Below are 17,835 nucleotides of genomic sequence, written 5' to 3'. Positions count from 1 at the left end.
TTTTTCCGTAAGGGGGGCGTGATGACTGGCGACTTTAAATTATTGAGCGTCGTGCACCAGCAAGGGGTGGACTTTGTCACGATAAACAATCCTCCTGTCAACCTGCTCGATGCCCACTTGACGGACGAGTTGCTCCGCTACACCGCCCGGCAAGCAGAGTGTTCGAACGTTAAGGTAATTGTGTTCAACAGTGCGGACCCGGATTTTTTCATCGCCCGCGCGGATCTGCAGTTGTTCCAGAATTATCGCGATGAGGTGGCCAACCAGGCACTGCTGTCGATGTATGAGTTGATTGAACGCTTTCACGCCTGGGGGAAGGTCACCATCGGACAGCTCGCTGGCCGTGCCAGCGGCGCTGGCAGTGAGTTCCTGATGGCGCTTGATATGCGCTTTGCAGCGATTGGCAAAGCGTTTATCCGGCACCCGGAAGTCTCGCTGGGGTTGTTGCCCTGTAAAGGAGGAACGCAATTATTGCCGCGCCTCGTCGGTCGGTCCCGCGCGCTGGAAATGATGCTCAGCGGTCAATTTTATAATGCCGAGCAACTTGAAGCTTATGGCTATGTGAATCGCGCTGTAATGCCTGTGGCGTTGGATGCTTATGTGCGAAAGCTGGCAATACGTATCGCCAGCGCGCCTGCGGCGGCTATTGCGAATGCCAAGAGGGCCGTCAATTTGTCAACGGACCTGGATCATTCGTTGTTTGCCGATGAACATCGTCTGTTTCATGAAGTCGTTGGCAGCCCTGACTGTCAGCAGCGGGTTGGACAATTTCTCAAGCATATCAACGCGTCGCGCCAGACGGAGCTGGAGATGGACACGCGGCAATGGGGCCGGTAATGGAGCGTATCGCGATCATCGGTATGTCGCTGCGCTTGCCCGGCGCCAATGATGCTGAGCAATATTGGCAGAACTTGTGCGAGGGCAAAGACTGTATCACCGCAGTGCCTGCCGATCGGTGGAACAATGCCTATATTCCGCCACTGCATCATCGGGACAGACGTTCATCAGCGGCGACGCAGTGGGGGGGCTTCCTGGAGGGTATCGATCAGTTCGACGCTGCCTTTTTCAATATCAGCGCGCGTGAGGCAGAAAAGCTAGACCCCCAGCAGCGCCTGTTGCTGGAGATGAGTTGGCACTTGATTGAGCGTACTCATTACACAGCGTATTCGCTGCGCGGTAGTAACACCGGTGTGTTCATCGGCGCCAGTGGTTGGGACTTCAATAAAATCCTCAATCGCGATATTAATTTGATGGAAGGGTATGTAGGCACTGGGTCAACGCTCAGCCCCCTGGCCAATCGCATCTCCTATCAGTTTGATTTTCAGGGCCCCAGCATGGTGGTGGATACCGCGTGTTCATCTTCCCTGAGCGCGATACATCTGGCGTGTGCACATTTGAACGCAGGGGAATGCGATTTGGCCATCGCCGGCGGCATCAATGTAATCCTGGCCCCGGAAACCAACCTGGCCTTCGCTGCGGCTGGATTCATGTCGCCTACCGGCCGGTGCCAAACCTTTTCGGCAAGCGCCGATGGTTACGTGCGTAGCGAGGGGGCAGGATTGGTCATGTTGAAACCCTATGCGCGAGCGTTGGCCGAAGGTGACGAAATCCTGGGGATCATACGTGGCAGTGCGATCAATCAGGACGGCATGACAAATGGCCTGACGGCTCCCAGCGCCAAAGCACAAGAACAGGTAATCGCGCGCGCACTACGTCAAGCCGCAGTGCAGCCGCAGGACGTCAGTTATATCGAAACCCATGGCACGGGTACGCCGTTGGGTGATCCGATCGAGATAAAAGCGTTGTCCAAGGTATATGGTGGAGGGCAGGCTTCAATCGTTACGCCCTGTCTTCTGGGCGCGGTCAAAGCCAATATCGGCCATTGCGAGTCCGGCGCGGGCATGGCGGGCTTGTTAAAGATTCTGCTGATGTTCAAGCATCAATTGATCCCACCGCAAATTCATATCGGTCAATTGAATCCGTTGATTGATGAGTTTCTGGGTCACACGCGGCTGAAGATAGTGACGGCACTCAGCGCATGGCAACCGGACAACAAGCGCATTGCGGGCCTGAGTGCCTTCGGGTTCGGCGGTACCAATACGCATATGGTGCTGGAAGAGCCCCCGGCCGCCTGTGCAGGTGAGAGGTCCTGGGTTGAGGGCGCCGGGGTGCTGAAGATAACCGCACACTCTGAGTATTCCATCAAAGCCATTGCGCGTGCTTATGCTGATTATTTAAAGCCGACGCATAGAGGTGCGCAGACGCTCACCTACACCGCCAATCGTTACAGGGCCGATTTATCCATACGCAAGGCCATTGCTTTCTCGAACAAGGCGGATTTGTGCGAAAAACTGCGCTCATTTTCCAATGGCGCTGATAGGCCGAAGGCGTTTGGGAAGAGGCCCAAGTGTGTATTTCTCTTCACCGGCCAGGGTTCCCATTACCCAGGCATGGGGACAATGCCATATGCCGCCTTCGAGGTATTTCGCCAGGCCATTGATGAGTGCGAAGCGATCACGATGGCTAATCACGGTTTGTCGATCAAGACGCTGGTATTGGAATCAGACACAGCGGTGTTGCGAAAAACAATAAATTGCCAGCCTGCCATTTTTTGTCTGGAGTATGCCCTGGCCAAGTTATGGATCTCCTTGGGTGTCAAGCCCAGGTACTTGATCGGGCATAGTCTTGGTGAATACGCAGCGTGCTGCATTGCCCAGGTATTTTCCTTGGCTGACGCGTTGCGCCTGGTCGTTTCCCGAGCGCGATTGATGGAGCAAATGACGGCGCCGGGGGCGATGCTCTGCGTTTTGGCGAGCACCCGTGATGTTGAAGCGCTGCTTGAGCGCTGCTGTTTTGAACCTGAGCAGGCAGTGGTGATTGCCGCAGACAACAGCCAGCATCAAACAGTCGTCAGCGGGCCGTTGCCGGCGGTGAAACGATTCCAATGCCTGCTCGATACTCTTCCTATGCAATGGGTTGAGTTGCGAGTGGAAAAAGCCTTTCATTCCCCCTCCATGTTGCCGGCGTCTCTTGCCTTTGAGGCGGTGGCAGCGTCGGTCACCTATGGTGCGCCGCAAGTCCCCATCATCGCCAATCTCACAGGGCTACCGGCAGATGGCGGCACGTTCAATGCCGACTATTTTTGTCAACATATGCACCAGCGAGTACGGTTTCGCGAGAGCATTGAAAACTTACTGGGTAAGGGAACATATATAGGACTGGAGGTCGGGCCGGGTGCCGCGTTGAATGCCGTATGCCAGCCATTTTCCAGGTTTGCGATGTGTTCATCGTTGGCCAAAGAAACGCAAACTCAGCTTTATCGTGCAGTGAGTTGGTTATACGAGCGCGGCGTACCTATTGAGTGGGCGGCCTTGTGTGCCTCTGCGGCACCGCGCCCAGAACCGGTGATGGATATCCCGGTATATGCTTTCGAGCGTACCTCCTTTCGACCGGTCTTCAGTGACGCGCCGGTTATGCTGATCCCGCAAAACGGTCCCAACACGGGGATCGTATTCAGTCAGCCGTTTTTTACACCGACCATCGCACCAGGCGCGGCAGGGCTTGCGGACTCGGCGCCCAAGGTCGGTGAGCCCCAGGGGCGGGCAGCACATGATATGACTTCGATCATCGCCCTCAGTCTGGGACTCGAGGCGCAAACCCTGGACAAAACAGCCAGTTTCCGGATGCTCGGGCTGACCTCTTTCATGGCGGTTGAGTTACTGCTGAAGATCAAATCGACTTTCGGTCTGGATTTAAAACCTCAGGATTTGTTCGAGCATCATTCAGTCGCCAGGCTGGAAGCTTTCATACAGCAGTCCCTGACTCACCCTGCAGCAGCGTACACCGCGCCATTACCCGAGCTGCCTGCCGCCCATCTCAGTGCGAGCAGACATCAAGTGCGCTTCATGGATAGGGAGCTGCTGATCAATGGTTATCGGATCAATGTCTGTCAGTGGGGCGAGGACCGGCAACCGGCTGTCTTACTCATCCACGGGCTACTTGACCAGGCTTATAGCTGGCACGATATGGCGCTGTATCTGGTGGCTGCCGGTTATCGCGTGATTGCCCCAGACCTGCGCGGGCATGGGCTTTCTTCGCATATAGAAGACGGGAAGGGCTACCAACTGGTGGACTACGTCAGCGATATCACCCTTCTTTGCGACGCGCTCGCACTCACCCAGGTGCATGTGGTTGGCCACTCCTTGGGTTCGGTACTCGCGGCCCTGTTCGCCAATCAAAATCGGCAATGGGTTAGAACGCTGTTTCTGCTGGAAACCTTCATTCCGCCCACCGTCGATGTCTTGGACATGGAGCTTCAGATTGCCAAAGAGCTGCATCATCTACGTACAACACCCAGCCAGCCGTTGATACGCAGCGTCGCCGAGGCAGTCCAACTTATCAAAATGAGCTATATGACCGTTTCCGACTCGTTTGCCCGTCAGTTGTGTGAGCGTGTGTTGTCTGGCGATGATGAACACGGTTACCGATGGCGTTGGGATGCACGTTTGCGCTCGCGTGTAGGGCTGCGTTTTCACGGGCTGCGCAAGCATTACGTTGATTTGCTCAAAGGCATCTCGGCGCCTGCCGCTCTGTATTTCGGCCAGAAGAGCAACTTTTCTTCGGCCGCCGAGAAGACCGCCCTGCAGCGTTCGCTGGCTGATTGCCAAGTGATCAACTTTGATGCAGGGCACAATATTCAGATCGAGTGCGCGAACGAACTTGCCCAGCATATCTTGCAAACCCTGGGTGCCCTGGAGCGCACGTGAGCTGATTAATTACTGAGGCAAGTTGCAGCGGGTGCTGCGCTACGCGGTCATGTGCTGATCTTGAGCCCAATCAACCCGCAAATAATCAACGCCACACTGGCCAACCGGAACAACGCCATGGACTCCCCAAACAGAATAATCCCGGCGATCACCGTGCCCACGGCGCCCACTCCCGTCCATACGGCGTAGGCGGTGCCCAATGGCAGTTCCTTCACCGCCAGCCCCAGCAGGCCTAGGCTGATAACCATAGCGGCAATGGTCAGTGCGGTGGGCAGGGGCTTGCTGAAGCCGTCGGTGTACTTCAGGCCGACGGCCCAGCCGACTTCAAACAACCCGGCGAAAAACAGAATGATCCAGGACATGGTGACCTCGCTTCTTCAGGCGGGGTCGTCCCCGGACTCAACGCGCATTGGCGTCGCGAGGTCGTCCCCGCGAGGGGCTAAGAGTGCCGAACATGGGCCGCTCGATCAAGTGTGCGGGGTGTTCTCCAGTGCGCGGCGATCTTCCTTCTCGCTCATACGTCGAAAGTAAGTCGACAGCAATGCCCCGGAAATATTGTGCCAGACGCTGAACAGCGCACTGGGCACCGCCGCCAGTGGCGAGAAGTGCGCACTGGCCAACGCGGCGCCGAGCCCGGAGTTCTGCATGCCCACTTCCAGCGCCAAGGATTTGCGTTGCGCCAATGGCAACGTGAACAGGCGCCCGGTGAAGTAGCCGAGCAGGTAGCCGAAGCTGTTGTGCAGCATCACCACGGCCATGATCAACAGGCCTGACTCGGCAATCTTCGCCTGGCTGGCGGCGACCACGGCGGCGACGATGATCACGATGCTGACCACCGAGACCAGCGGCAGCACGTCGACCGCATGACGCACCCGATCACCCAGCAAGCGTTGCGCGAGCACGCCGAGCACGATTGGCAGCAACACCACCTGCAGGATCGACCAGAACAGCTCCATGAACGACACCGGCAGCCAGGCCGAAGCCAGCAGCCAGATCAACGCCGGGGTGAGCAGCGGGGCGAGGAGGGTGGTGACGGCGGCGATGGCCACCGACAGTGCCAGGTCGCCACGGGCCAGCCAGGTCATCACGTTGGATGACGTACCGCTTGGGCAGCAGCCGACCAGAATCACGCCAACGGCGATTTCCGGCGGCAGGTGAAAGACCTGGCACAACAACCACGCCACGCCGGGCATGATCACAAAATGCGCGACCACGCCCAGAGCGACACGCCACGGATGGCGGGCGACCTCGGCGAAGTCTTCGAGTTTCAAGGTCAGGCCCATGCCGAACATCACCAGGCCCAGCAGTGGGACGATGGCGCTTTTCAGGCCGAGGAACCAGCTGGGTTGGAGAAATGCGACGACGGCAAAGATCAACACCCAGTAGGCGAAGGTATTGCCGACGAAGCGGCTCAAGGCGGCGAGTGCGCGCATGGAAAGTGTCCTTTCTTGTTCGATTTTTGACGTGGTAACGCAATCAAATGTGGGAGGGGGCTTGTCCCCGATGGCGGTGTATCAGCTAATGGATTTTTGACTGATACACCGCTATCGGGGACAAGCCCCCTCCCACATTTTAGAGCCTCACATGGCTTAGATGCCTTGTGGGGTCTCTTCACCGCCGAGTGCTTCGATCAACGCCGGCAGGAATTCGCCGAAGGTCAGCATCATCAGGGTAAAGCTGGCATCCAGTTGGCCCAGAGCTTCGTCGCCGCCGTCCTGTTCGGCCTGGTCCTGCAGCAAGTCTTCGAACTTCAGGCGCTTGACGGTCATTTTGTCGTCAAGCATGAAGGACAGCTTGTCCTGCCAGGCCAGGGACAATTGGGTCACGACTTTGCCGGTGGTCAGGTGCAGCTGGATTTCTTCGCCGGTCAGGTCCTGGCGCTTGCAGCGCACGATCCCGCCGTCTTCGTGGGTGTCGCGCAGTTCGCATTCGTCGAGCACGAAGAAGTCGGCCGCCGGTTTCTGGGTGGTGACCCAGTCGGTCATGATCGCCGTCGGTGCGGTTTTGACGGTCAGCGGGCGTACGGGCAGGGTGCCGATCACTTCGCGCAGGGTGGAGAGCAGGTCTTCCGCGCGTTTCGGGCTGGCCGAGTTGACCAGGATCAGACCCTGTTTCGGCGCGATGGCGGCGAAGGTCGACGAGCGACGAATAAAGGCGCGGGGCAGGAAGGCCTGGATGATTTCATCCTTGATCTGGTCGCGCTCCTTTTTATAGACCTTGCGCATCTGCTCGGCCTCGATCTCCTCAACCTTCTCTTTAACCGCGTCCCGTACCACGCTGCCCGGCAGGATGCGTTCTTCCTTGCGCGCGGCGATCAGTAAAAAATCCCCGCTGACGTGGACCAGGGGCGCGTCTTCACCTTTACCGAAAGGGGCAACGAAACCGTAGGTGGTCAGTTCCTGGCTTGCACACGGGCGCGCCAGTTTGGTGGCCATGGCCGCTTCCAACGCCTCGGCATCAACAGGCAGATCTTGGGTCAGGCGATAGATAAGCAGGTTCTTGAACCACATGGGGTGAGTCTCTCCTCTATACAAAGGGGGGCATTATTCTCTTGATCACGCCGCAGGCCAACCCTGCGTAAGCCATTGGAAGGGCTGAAAAAAAAGATTTAAGAAAGTGCTTGCCAGACTTCGGAGCGCTCCGTAGAATGCGCGCCACACCGAAACGAAGGGTGATTAGCTCAGCTGGGAGAGCATCTGCCTTACAAGCAGAGGGTCGGCGGTTCGATCCCGTCATCACCCACCATTCGCTTCATGTGTTACGCGCAGCGGTAGTTCAGTCGGTTAGAATACCGGCCTGTCACGCCGGGGGTCGCGGGTTCGAGTCCCGTCCGCTGCGCCATATTCGGTAACCTGGAATGCTGAACGCCAGGTCACCACGGAAAGCCCGCTCATTGAGCGGGCTTTTTATTGCCCGAAATATGGCAAAAAGTCGTGCGGTAAACTTTTTTTAAATAAAGTGCATTTAAATCAAGACATTACGATTTTTTGGTGTATGATGCGCCCACACCGAAACGAAGGGTGATTAGCTCAGCTGGGAGAGCATCTGCCTTACAAGCAGAGGGTCGGCGGTTCGATCCCGTCATCACCCACCATTCGCTTTATGTGTTACGCGCAGCGGTAGTTCAGTCGGTTAGAATACCGGCCTGTCACGCCGGGGGTCGCGGGTTCGAGTCCCGTCCGCTGCGCCATATTCGGCAACCTGGAACACTGAACGCCAGGTCGCCACAAGAAGCCCGCTCATTGAGCGGGCTTTTTTTCGTCTGCACAATTGCGCTGCAATTGCATCTCCAGCCACGGTTTTTAATAGAGAGTTAAGTTGCGCCAAGCCTCTTTAGCGCAACTCAACCGAATTGACGTGCCGATTGCGCTGTTGTTTCGGGCTTCCTGCTACGGGTCAGCTGATAAGCAATGGCCAGCCATATGAACCATGCTGGCATGACCATCAAGGCAACACGGGTGTCAGGTCTCAATGCCAGCAGGCAGAGAACGAAGCCCATAAAAGCCAGTGAGAGCCCTGCCATTGGGACGCCGCCCGGCATCTTGTAAGCAGATTTTGCGTGAAGCTCAGGACGCTTTTTGCGATAGGCAATGTAAGAGGCGAGGATGGTCGACCAGGTGAATATCACCAGAACCGCCGACACAGTGGAAACGATGGTGAATGCTGTCATGACTTGCGGAACGATAAACAGCACCAGTACGCCCATCAGCATCAGTGATGTAGTGAAGGCCAGGCTCAGCAGAGGCACGCTATTGCCCGATAGCCGCCGAAAAATACCCGGAGCATTGTCTTGATTGGCCAGCCCGAACAGCATACGGCTGGATGAGAATACGCCACTGTTGGCCGATGAAGCGGCGGATGTCAGAACTACGAAGTTCACGATACCGGCTGCTGCGGGAAAGCCTGCGACAAGGAACAGTTCGACAAAAGGACTTTTCACGGGTGAAACCTGCTGCCAGGACGTCACGGCAATAATGCAGCCCAATGCCAACACGTAGAACAGGATGATTCGCAACGGAATCGAGTTGATCGCCTTGGGTAGGGTCTTCTCCGGCGACCGGGTTTCTGCCGCCGCGGTGCCGATCAGTTCGGTACCGGCAAAGGAGAATATCGCCATCTGAAAACCGGCGAAAAAACCCAGCAAGCCATTAGGGAATGCAGCCTGCTTATCCACCAGATGGCCCAGGGACGCGGTAACGCCACTGGGGGATACGAACGAGCTGGCAATCATCACGAGGCTGACGCCAATCAGCGTCACCACGGCGATGATCTTGATGATCGCGAACCAGAATTCGACCTCACCGAAAAGCCTGACCGTCAGCACGTTCAAGGCAAACAGGGTCGTCAGCATCCCGATAGCCGGTATCCAGGCAGGCAGATCGGGGAACCAGTACTGGAAAAAGCCTCCGACGACGACGGCATCGCCGATCACTGCAACGCTCCAGCTCAGCCAATACGACCATCCGAGAAAAAATGCGGCGCGAGGCCCCAGGTAAGCGCCGGCGAAATCCGCAAAGGTCTTGAAATTCAAATTCGATAGCAGCATTTCGCCCATGGCGCGCATGACGAAATAAACGAACAGGCCGATGATCATGTAGATGAGGATGATCGAGGTGCCGGAGAGGGCGATGATCTTTCCGGAGCCCATGAACAAACCCGTGCCAATGGCGCCGCCCATGGCCATTAACTGGATGTGACGATTGCTGAGCGTGCGCTGCAGCGCAGGCTGCTCAGCCCGCTGTGATGAATTCGATTTCATTTCAAAACCTCTTGATCTTATGTTTTTGAGTTTTGGCAGAAAAATGGATACCCAGCGCCACTGTCAGGAGGCAATGGCGGGTGACGGTGTTGTTTTATTTTTGGGCAGTGACGGCCCGCTGCAGATGCCTTGGGGCGTCACTCGCAGGTCAACTGGCCGTGCGCAGATGGGCGGCGTTGGTCGCTTGCTGATCAAGCATCTGGAACAGGTTTTTTATATTTTCAGGCATGGGTACCAGGTGGATGTGCCGGCCGACTTGATGTTCGTGCGCCATCGCCTGCAGGTAGCGAAGCGACGAGAAATCCTCCAGGGCAAAGCCTACGGAATCGAATACCGTCACCTGTTCATCGCTCTCGCGTCCCTGGATGTCGCCTTGCGCAATCCGGAAAAACTCGATGACGGGTGAGTCGGCCTCCAGTTGCTGAATATCACCTTCAATCCGCGTTTGAGGTTCAAACTCCACGATGACCCGAGCGTTGCGCAGGATGTCGGCGTGCAGTTCAGTCTTGCCCGGGCAGTCGCCGCCGACGGCATTGATATGCATACCGGGCTCCATCATCTCGGGCGTCAGGATCGTTGCGTAGGCCTTGTCGGCGGTAACGGTGGTAACAATGTCCGCGCCCTTGACCGCTTCCTGTACGGAGTCGGCGTGAATCACGTTGATCGTCGGGAAAGCTGCCAGGTTGCGCAGCAGCTTGAGTGAGGCATCGCGATCGATATCGAAGATGCGAATTTCGTTGATGCCCAGCATTTCATGGAAGGCCAGCGCCTGAAACTCGCTTTGAGCGCCGTTGCCAATGAGGGCCATCGAGGTTGCCCCAGGCCGGGCAAGCGCACGCGCGACCAGTGCCGAGGTTGCAGCGGTACGAACGGCGGTGGTCAGTGTCAGCTCGCTGAGCAGGGTCGGATAGCCACTGTGGACATCGGCCAGCAGACCGAATGCCATCACCGTCAGCAGGTTCTGCTGACCATTGTCCGGATGGCCATTCACGTACTTGAAGGAATACTGCTTGCCATCATCGGTAGGCATCAGCTCGATCACACCATTTGCGCAGTGATTGGCCGTGCGCGGCGACTTGTCAAACTGCGCCCAGCGTAAATAGTCTGCTTCGATGTAGGTGGCCATCTCACGGATTGCCCGGCGGATGCCAACCTTGGCGAACAGGCGTGCGGCATCATCGACATCCAGGAAAAGCGTCATTTTTTATTCTCCAATCTGTCCAGTTACACGTTGTAGATTCGGGGGGGATCAGGCGCGTTTGCTCTCGAAACCATGCAGTACGTTCACCGCATTGATGCCGATTTCATCGACCATGTAGCCGCCTTCCATCACGAAGAGGGTGGGGCAACCCACACTCGCTATCAGCTCGCCGATCCCGATGAAGTCCTCGCTTTCCAGCAGGAAGTGACTGATCGGGTCGTCCTTGAAGGTGTCCACGCCCAGTGAGATCACCAATACTTCTGGCGCGAATTGCTGAAGCTTCCTGCAGGCATGAAGCAGGGCGTCGCAGTAGTTTCCCCAGGCGGTGTTTTTCGGCAATGGGTAGTTGAAGTTGAACCCTTCGCCGTGGCCTGCGCCGGTTTCACCGCTGAACCCCGAATAGTAGGGATAGGACACGGCCGGCTCGCCGTGCAGCGAGATGAACATGACGTCATTGCGCTGGTAAAAAATGTTCTGGGTACCGTTGCCGTGATGAAAGTCGACGTCGAGTACCGCGACACGTTTGGCGCCCTGAGTGATTGCCTGCTGTGCAGCAATGGCCGCATTGTTGAGATAGCAGTAGCCCCCCATGTACTCACGCGCCGCGTGATGGCCCGGCGGACGACACAGGGCAAAGGCACTGTCGTGGCCTTCATCGATCAGTGCCAGGCCCGTCAGGGCGATATCGGCACTGGTCTTGACTGCCTGCCAGGTCGTGGCGGTGATCGGCGAGCCGGCATCCATTGCATAGAAGCCGAGTTTGCCGTCAATGAACGTTGGCACTTGATCGTTGGCCAAGTCACGTACAGGCCATACCAGTGGCAGGGCGTCATGGGTGCGCCCTGTGGCGCACCACTGCGACCAGGCGCTTTCCAGGAAGCTCACGTAGCGCTCGCTGTGGGCGTTGACGTAACACGAGCGGTCAAACACGCGCGGTTCGACTACCCGGCCAAGGCCTGTTTGCTTGACACGGTCGTGAACGGTGTCGGCCCGACTGGGCTGCTCGAACGACGGCTTGAGCACGCCATCCTTCAACTCGGTGCCATGGTGCAGACGGTGGGAATCACTGAAAACTGTAAACATTCTGCGCATCCGTTGATGTGAGCCAGTGCAAATATTCTGTTCTGGTCAGGACGCGATTTCTTTGCTTTGTTTTCGTGCTTATGCATATTTATCGGGCGATTTAACTCAGGAACAGCGTAATGAAGAAAAATATATCCAGGCGAATCAGCCTCGACGAGACCGATCTGGCCATTCTTGAGTTGTTGCAGGAGGACGCGAGTATTTCCAATGCCGAACTCAGTGAGCGGCTTTCATTGAGCCTCACGCCTTGCTGGCGACGGCGCAAGAGAATGGAAGAGGCGGGCGTGATAAAGGGTTATCAGGCAACGCTGGATCGAAGAATGCTCGGGCTGGATATCATGGCATTCGTGCACATCCGCTTTTCCACCCATGCCGATCACGCGCCGGACGCCTTCGAGGCAGTGATTGCGCAATTGCCGCAAGTGTTGGCCTGCCACAAGATCACCGGAGACGCCGATTACGTGCTTCAAGTGTTGGCAGAGGACCTCGACAGCTATAGCGACTTTATCGAGCAAGTACTGAGGCGCCAGGTCGGTATTGCGTCTATTCAATCGAGTCTGGCATTGCGTGAAATCAAGACCGGTAGTCGCATTGCCATACCCAAATTGAGCAAGGGTTAATCGGGATGGGCACCGCACTACGCTCGGTGTGCAGTAGAGCAATCGGGGAAATTGAAGGCAAAGGCAGCGTTCGGTTTGCGTCACATTGCAACGGGAGGGGCGTCACGCAGCACCTGGATCACTTATCCTTGCACTTGTTCATTCTGGTCTGTGAAGAGGTTACGATTGCACGCGCCGGCGAGCGGGCATTCATTAGCCGATCGCCTGGGTCACCAGCGCAAACTCGGTGACCCCGGCGCTTGATTGGGGCGGTATCCCCCGCACCATGCGTGGCGCGTTATCCACGCAGGGCAGCCCGAGGTTCTCCAGCCAGTCGGCCAATCCGCATGCGCTGGGAATATCGAAGCGCACGAACGCGCCCGGGATCAACCGAAGAAGGTGCGTGATCAAGTGTCGGGCCTGCTCCGGGTGGTGCGCGACGACGGGGCCAATGAGGTGGCCGCGACCAAATTCGCGGAGCAGGGCGCACCCCTGCAGGTGCCCCTCTACCTCGATGCCCACCACATGCTCGGCCGTCGGCAGCAGGTCGTTGAGTACACCGGTGCGGTCCAGTCCGCTGCCGGCGTTGGCCAGCTCGATCACCTTCGGGTCGTCGACTCGGCTCAATTCGCGACATTGCGCGTGGCGGCTCGCGGGCAGGGGCTCCGGCGTCTGCGGCACGCCCTGATGCTGCTGAATCCGTGCAAATTCAATGAATCCCATGCTGGCGTACAGCGGCGCGCCTGACTCGGTGGCATTGAGGATCGGCGTGCGCGGGTCCACGGCCTCCAGGCACAGATTCATCAAGCGACGCCCGATGCCTTTGCTCTGGTGCTGATGACTGACGATCACCAGGCCGATGGACGAATAAGCCCCCTGATGACAGGCGAATGCGATGCCTGCCAAGACACCGTCCTGCTCGGCGACGAAGCCTTCGGATGTGCGCTGCACCATCGCCCAGTCTTCCTCGCGGTGAGGCCATTTGAGGTGCACGGAGAGTGCATGGGCGGCGGGCATGTCGGCGGCGGTTGCCGGGCGATACAGGTAAGCGGGACTCACATCGGTTTCCTCTGCTGGCAGGCAGGCACTGAGCCTACGGCGCGTTGCGGCTGTGGCGGTAATCGCTGACTGCTTCGTACACCGCCTTGCGCAGGCGGTTGATGCCGCCAATGGGGCGGTGTTCTTCCACGCCGAACCAGGGGTTGAATGACTGGTTGTCGCAGGCGAGATTCAGCGCGGGCGTGTCGAAGTCCTGCGCCGGGACCCGCACCTTGGCCACGGTTTCAAAAGGCGCGTCGCTTTCCCTCCATTCGATGCTGGTGTCTTCGATGGGCATGAATGTCTGCGGGTTCTGTCGCTGGATCTGCAACACGAAGCACGCCGGTACGCGGTCGGTGGAGAGCTGCTGGTTCAGGGCGCTACGCAGGAAGTTCGGCAGGTCCTGGTTCTGTTTGGGCAACACGTATTCGGGGCAGCTTTGCGGGTCGGGGGCGACGCGGAACTTGGCGTTGGCCGCACCGAACTTGTAAGGCGAAACCGAGAAGTACGTGGTCTGCGTCGGGCTGGCCGGGGCGGGTGCGAGGGTTGCCAGGGCGATGAACAGGTGGCGTATCTGCCAGGTGCGTGGGTCGGCCTTGGGGAAGAACGCCAGCACTTTCTTGCCATCCGCCTGGGCCCCAATGTTCTGCGCATATTCGGCCACGTCGCTGACAAAGAAGTTCGGGTGGCTGAACATCACGAAGTCCTGCTCGGTGCGCGCTTGTTGATCGGCCATCAGCTGTTTGCCGGGTACGTCCAGCAGCTTGATGGCCATGCCGCGGGCATCGCGGATGCTGTCGAATTGCGGGTAGGCATTGCCGTTGGACAGCCGCATCATCGCCTGCCAGGTTTTACCCGGCGTGGCGAACACGCCCTGGCGCAATGCCGGATCGAGGTCGGCCAGCACGCTGACTTCGGCCTTCACGCAACCATGGCCCTTGGCGTGGGCGTCGCGCAGGTAGCGCGTGCCCTCGCGGTGCTGATCGACAATGCGCACGGCGGTCTGGATGATGCCCTGGGTCATGGCGGCTTCACCGGGCGGAATCTGTTCGTCCGGCGATACCGGGCCGCTGTGTTGCCAGGCGTACCAGGCGCTGGCGCCGAGCCAACCGAGCAGGCCCAGACCCACCAGCCACAGCAGGGTTTTGCCGAGAAACCTGCCGATGCGCAGCCAGAGGCGGGCGAGCAGGGAGGGTTGGTCATAGCGGGATCGAATCATCATGGCAGTTGTTGCTCCAGCGGGCCGCCCAGCACTTTGAGGTATTCCAGCAGCGCCCAGCGTTCCTGCGGCAGCAAGCCACGGCCGATGACGCCGTTGCCACGCTGGCCGGCACGGAATTCGTGGCCGCTGTTGTGGTTGCCGGTGATTTTGGTATCGAACACAAAGGCATTCTTGAACGCGTCGGTCTCAAAGCCGAGATGGCGCGGGTCATAGTTGAAGGTGCCTTTATAGAAGGTGGTGCTGCGCTCGTCCTGGGGCGAGAGCAACTGGTAGATCGTCGGCACCGAACCGTTATGCAGGAACGGCGGTGTCGCCCAGACGCCAGCCAGTGGCCGCGCTTTGTAGGCGCGCAACTCGCGCACGCCGATGGGCAGGCCGTAACCGTCCAGGCGCGGGCGCTCGGCCGGGCTTACGCCGGCGGCGCGGTAGGCGTGGTCCTCGACGAACGCGGTGACGTAGGCCAGGCCCTTGGCCACGGACATCTTTTTCAGGTCCAGTGGCTCGGTCGGCGTGGGGTGCAGTTGGACGTTGAGCCCGGCCAGCTCCGCCGGGTCCCATTGCAGGGCACTGAGGTCGTAACGCTGGTCGGCGATGTTGTTGGCGGTGCCGGGGTCGGTGCCGATGTAGTCCACTGGCAGCATCTTCAATTGCTGCACCGGCCGGCCGCCTTCTTGCGTGACCGTGGGCACGTGACAGCCGGCGCAGTTCTCGGCGAACAGTGCACGACCCTGGGCCGCAAGCGGCTTGTCGATGGCGCCGAACAGGTCTTCGGGCCAGGTGGGTGGCTTGAGGCGTTGCAAGGTCTCTTCGATCAGGTTCAGGTCGCGCACGCGTACGCTGGAAGGGTAGCGCGCATCGCCCTGCAGGGGCTGGCCGGCGCTGTCGAAGAAGTCCAGGGTCGCGCCGACGCCGAGGGCTTCACCGATGTTGCGGGCCATGGGTTGCTGGGCCGAACCGTTCCATTGCACCCAGTCGAAGGTCCATATGTCCCACAATTGCGGGTAATCCACCGGTGCGTTGGCGATGCGATAGTTTTGCGCGGAAATGGCATCGCCAAAGCTTGCATTGGCGATGCGGCCAAAGGCGTCGGTGCGGCCCGGCCCTTCTTCGGTGGGGTAGAGGCCACGGTGGGTATCGTTCCAGGCGACCTTGAGGAAGCGGTTCAGCGACTGCTTGAAGTCCTCGCGCAGTTGGCTGCGCTCGGCGTCGTAGCGCTCACCCAGGACCTGGCGGGCGAAGCGCTCGAATTTCCACGGGTTGTAATAAGTCGCCGCGAGGCTGGCGACCAGGGCCTGGCCGAAGCTGCCGCCGCGCAAGGTCGGCACGCTCGATGGCAGCACATGCTGGGCTGAGCCGCCGTCGATACGCAGGGCCTGGCCTTTGAAGTGCAGCTCGCCGGTGTGGCAGGCGGCGCAGGTGATATCCAGGTATTCAACGTTGCTGCCGGCGTTTTTATGCCGGGCGAAACCCACGGGCAGGTTGCCGGGGTTCTGCGCGCTGGGCGCCTGCTTTGGATCCACCAGGAAGCCAAAACGGGCCAGGTACTCCGGCGTGGCAAAACGGCGCTCGGAAAAGGGCAGCTCCAGCGCGGTGAACCAATCGTAGTGCAGGCCTTTGACTTGGGTACCCTGGGGCGTGAAGTAATAGGTCTGGCGGTCGGCGGCACTCCATTGGTCCTGGTAGTGCACCTGCTCCACGGGCATGTAGTCCGGCAGCCTGGGGTTAACCGTGTAATAGAGCACCACGGCCAGAATCAGGCCCAGTGCCAGGAGGATCAGGAGTAGGACACGGGTAAAAATGCGCAAGTTAACTATCCTTGTCGAGGGGTGGCGTTGTTATGCCACTACGCCAAGGGGGCGGCAAGTGGCCATGAGCCTGGAGTGACAGGTCCCACGATCCGTCGCAGACCTGCATCATGAATGAAATTGCTTTTAAACACGTGAACTTATCAGACGTTTCCTGCTCACATGCCGGTAGCCATTGGTCGTGGCCGCCTGATAAGCTCGCGACTTTATTCGAATGCCCTTTTGGCGCATGAACAAGGAAATAGCATGAAACAGCATCGGTTGGCGGCGGCGGTGGCCCTGGTTAGCCTGGTACTTGCGGGTTGTGATTCGCAGACCAGCGTAGAGCTGAAAACCCCGGCGCAGAAAGCTTCCTACGGCATCGGCCTGAACATGGGCAAAAGCCTTGCTCAAGAAGGCATGGATGACCTGGACTCCAAAGCGGTAGCCCAAGGCATTGAAGATGCTGTCGGCAAGAAAGAACAGAAGCTCAAGGACGACGAACTGGTTGAAGCCTTTGCCGCACTGCAAAAGCGCGCTGAAGAACGCATGACCAAAATGAGCGAAGAGTCGGCAGCGGCCGGCAAGAAATTCCTCGAAGACAACGCCAAGAAAGACGGCGTGGTCACCACCGCTTCCGGTCTGCAGTACAAGATCGTGAAGAAAGCCGACGGCGCCCAGCCAAAGCCAACCGACGTAGTGACTGTTCACTACACCGGCAAGCTCACCAACGGCACTACCTTTGACAGCTCCGTGGACCGTGGCAGCCCGATTGACCTGCCGGTCAGCGGTGTGATCCCGGGTTGGGTCGAAGGCCTGCAACTGATGCACGTGGGCGAGAAGGTCGAGTTGTACATTCCGTCCGACCTGGCTTACGGCGCCCAGAGCCCGAGCCCGGCGATTCCAGCCAACTCCGTGCTGGTATTCGACCTGGAACTGCTGGCCATCAAGGACCCAGCCAAGGCTGAAGCCGCTGACGCAGCTGCTGCACCTGCTGCACCTGCCGCCAAGAAGTAATCGGCGCTGCAACCAACGACAACGCCCCGTCTCGACGGGGCGTTGTCGTTTTCGGGCCTGCTCAAACGATGCGACATTCTCTGTGGGAGGGGGCTTGCCAGCCATAAGGGCCTGACAGCCAGAGCCCTATCTACCTGATGTTCTGAGATCTAGATGTGGGAGGGGGCTTGCCCCCGATGGCGGCCTCTGGGCCGACCAGGATGCTGGAGCAGACCGGGTACATATCCGTTTTTGCGGTCACGGCTGCTATCGGTTCCGCCCTTACGGCGGGTCACTTTGGAAAAGCCCCAAAGTAACCAAAAAGGCTCTTGGGTATGACTCACCCACATGGGTTACAAATCAGTTCACGCACATAGGTAACAGTTT

13 protein-coding genes and 4 tRNA genes are annotated in these 17,835 nt (G+C 58.6%); 8 read left to right on the top strand and 9 right to left on the bottom strand.

The annotated features are described in order from the left end of the window. Nucleotides 1–21: 21 nt before the first annotated feature. Nucleotides 22–837, top strand: coding sequence for an enoyl-CoA hydratase/isomerase family protein (locus CIB54_RS23670; RefSeq protein WP_101221117.1), 816 nt, complete (start codon nt 22–24; stop codon nt 835–837). Then, a complete protein-coding gene (locus tag CIB54_RS23665; protein ID WP_198557217.1) occupies nt 837–4,766 on the top strand; it encodes a type I polyketide synthase in 3,930 nt (1,309 codons plus the stop codon). Before CIB54_RS23670 ends, CIB54_RS23665 begins: the two co-directional genes overlap by 1 nt. Nucleotides 4,767–4,813: 47 nt before the next feature. Here the strand turns inward: CIB54_RS23665 and sugE are convergent, their stop codons facing one another. The 3 genes from sugE to rdgC all read right to left on the bottom strand — a co-directional run bounded on the left by sugE (nt 4,814) and on the right by rdgC (nt 7,276). Continuing rightward, entirely contained in the window at nt 4,814–5,128 is a 315-nt protein-coding gene (gene sugE, locus CIB54_RS23660; RefSeq protein WP_065951125.1) for a quaternary ammonium compound efflux SMR transporter SugE, read from the bottom strand. 105 nt (nt 5,129–5,233) lie between these two features. Continuing rightward, the gene (locus tag CIB54_RS23655; RefSeq protein ID WP_065951124.1) at nt 5,234–6,199 is read right to left on the bottom strand and encodes a bile acid:sodium symporter family protein; all 966 of its coding nucleotides are present in this window, start codon (nt 6,197–6,199) and stop codon (nt 5,234–5,236) included. Nucleotides 6,200–6,355: 156 nt separating this feature from the next. Next, nucleotides 6,356–7,276, bottom strand: coding sequence for a recombination-associated protein RdgC (rdgC, locus tag CIB54_RS23650; RefSeq protein ID WP_065893686.1), 921 nt, complete (start codon nt 7,274–7,276; stop codon nt 6,356–6,358). Nucleotides 7,277–7,435: 159 nt separating this feature from the next. Between rdgC and CIB54_RS23645 the strand changes: the two genes are divergently transcribed. The 4 genes from CIB54_RS23645 (at nt 7,436) to CIB54_RS23630 (ending at nt 7,956) form a co-directional block, all read left to right on the top strand. After that, nucleotides 7,436–7,511 (top strand) — tRNA-Val (locus CIB54_RS23645). Between the two features lie 19 nt (nt 7,512–7,530). Continuing rightward, nucleotides 7,531–7,607 (top strand) — tRNA-Asp (locus tag CIB54_RS23640). Nucleotides 7,608–7,784: 177 nt separating this feature from the next. Further along, nucleotides 7,785–7,860 (top strand) — tRNA-Val (locus tag CIB54_RS23635). 19 nt (nt 7,861–7,879) lie between these two features. Beyond that, nucleotides 7,880–7,956: transfer RNA gene (locus tag CIB54_RS23630), tRNA-Asp, on the top strand. 153 nt (nt 7,957–8,109) lie between these two features. Here the strand turns inward: CIB54_RS23630 and CIB54_RS23625 are convergent. The 3 genes from CIB54_RS23625 to CIB54_RS23615 all read right to left on the bottom strand — a co-directional run bounded on the left by CIB54_RS23625 (nt 8,110) and on the right by CIB54_RS23615 (nt 11,809). Then, the gene (locus CIB54_RS23625; RefSeq protein ID WP_101221115.1) at nt 8,110–9,525 is read right to left on the bottom strand and encodes an amino acid permease; all 1,416 of its coding nucleotides are present in this window, start codon (nt 9,523–9,525) and stop codon (nt 8,110–8,112) included. A 148-nt stretch (nt 9,526–9,673) separates the two neighbouring features. Beyond that, nucleotides 9,674–10,726: an ornithine cyclodeaminase gene (locus CIB54_RS23620; protein ID WP_101221114.1), complete on the bottom strand. Its 1,053-nt coding sequence runs from the start codon at nt 10,724–10,726 to the stop codon at nt 9,674–9,676. A 48-nt stretch (nt 10,727–10,774) separates the two neighbouring features. Further along, nucleotides 10,775–11,809: a histone deacetylase family protein gene (locus tag CIB54_RS23615; RefSeq protein WP_101221113.1), complete on the bottom strand. Its 1,035-nt coding sequence runs from the start codon at nt 11,807–11,809 to the stop codon at nt 10,775–10,777. 119 nt (nt 11,810–11,928) lie between these two features. On the opposite strand from CIB54_RS23615, the gene CIB54_RS23610 reads away from it, so the two are divergent. Beyond that, nucleotides 11,929–12,429, top strand: coding sequence for an Lrp/AsnC family transcriptional regulator (locus CIB54_RS23610; protein ID WP_065888210.1), 501 nt, complete (start codon nt 11,929–11,931; stop codon nt 12,427–12,429). 192 nt (nt 12,430–12,621) lie between these two features. Here the strand turns inward: CIB54_RS23610 and CIB54_RS23600 are convergent, their stop codons facing one another. From CIB54_RS23600 to CIB54_RS23590, 3 genes are all read right to left on the bottom strand, one after another. Next, nucleotides 12,622–13,425: a GNAT family N-acetyltransferase gene (locus CIB54_RS23600; protein WP_191951140.1), complete on the bottom strand. Its 804-nt coding sequence runs from the start codon at nt 13,423–13,425 to the stop codon at nt 12,622–12,624. Nucleotides 13,426–13,501: 76 nt separating this feature from the next. Next, a complete protein-coding gene (locus CIB54_RS23595) occupies nt 13,502–14,668 on the bottom strand; it encodes a catalase family protein (RefSeq protein ID WP_101221110.1) in 1,167 nt (388 codons plus the stop codon). Further along, nucleotides 14,665–16,473, bottom strand: coding sequence for a di-heme-cytochrome C peroxidase (locus tag CIB54_RS23590; RefSeq protein WP_101221109.1), 1,809 nt, complete (start codon nt 16,471–16,473; stop codon nt 14,665–14,667). Before CIB54_RS23590 ends, CIB54_RS23595 begins: the two co-directional genes overlap by 4 nt. A gap of 246 nt (nt 16,474–16,719) precedes the next feature. On the opposite strand from CIB54_RS23590, the gene CIB54_RS23585 reads away from it, so the two are divergent. Then, nucleotides 16,720–17,469, top strand: coding sequence for a BamJ family beta-barrel-assembly machinery protein (locus CIB54_RS23585; RefSeq protein WP_065951117.1), 750 nt, complete (start codon nt 16,720–16,722; stop codon nt 17,467–17,469). Nucleotides 17,470–17,835: the final 366 nt, after the last annotated feature.

Origin of the sequence: Pseudomonas fluorescens, from assembly GCF_002837185.1 — a bacterium.
Lineage (GTDB): Bacteria > Pseudomonadota > Gammaproteobacteria > Pseudomonadales > Pseudomonadaceae > Aquipseudomonas > Aquipseudomonas fluorescens_AM.
The sequence above is the reverse complement of the archived record's forward strand: the minus strand, read 5'-3'. Positions and strand labels throughout refer to the sequence as shown.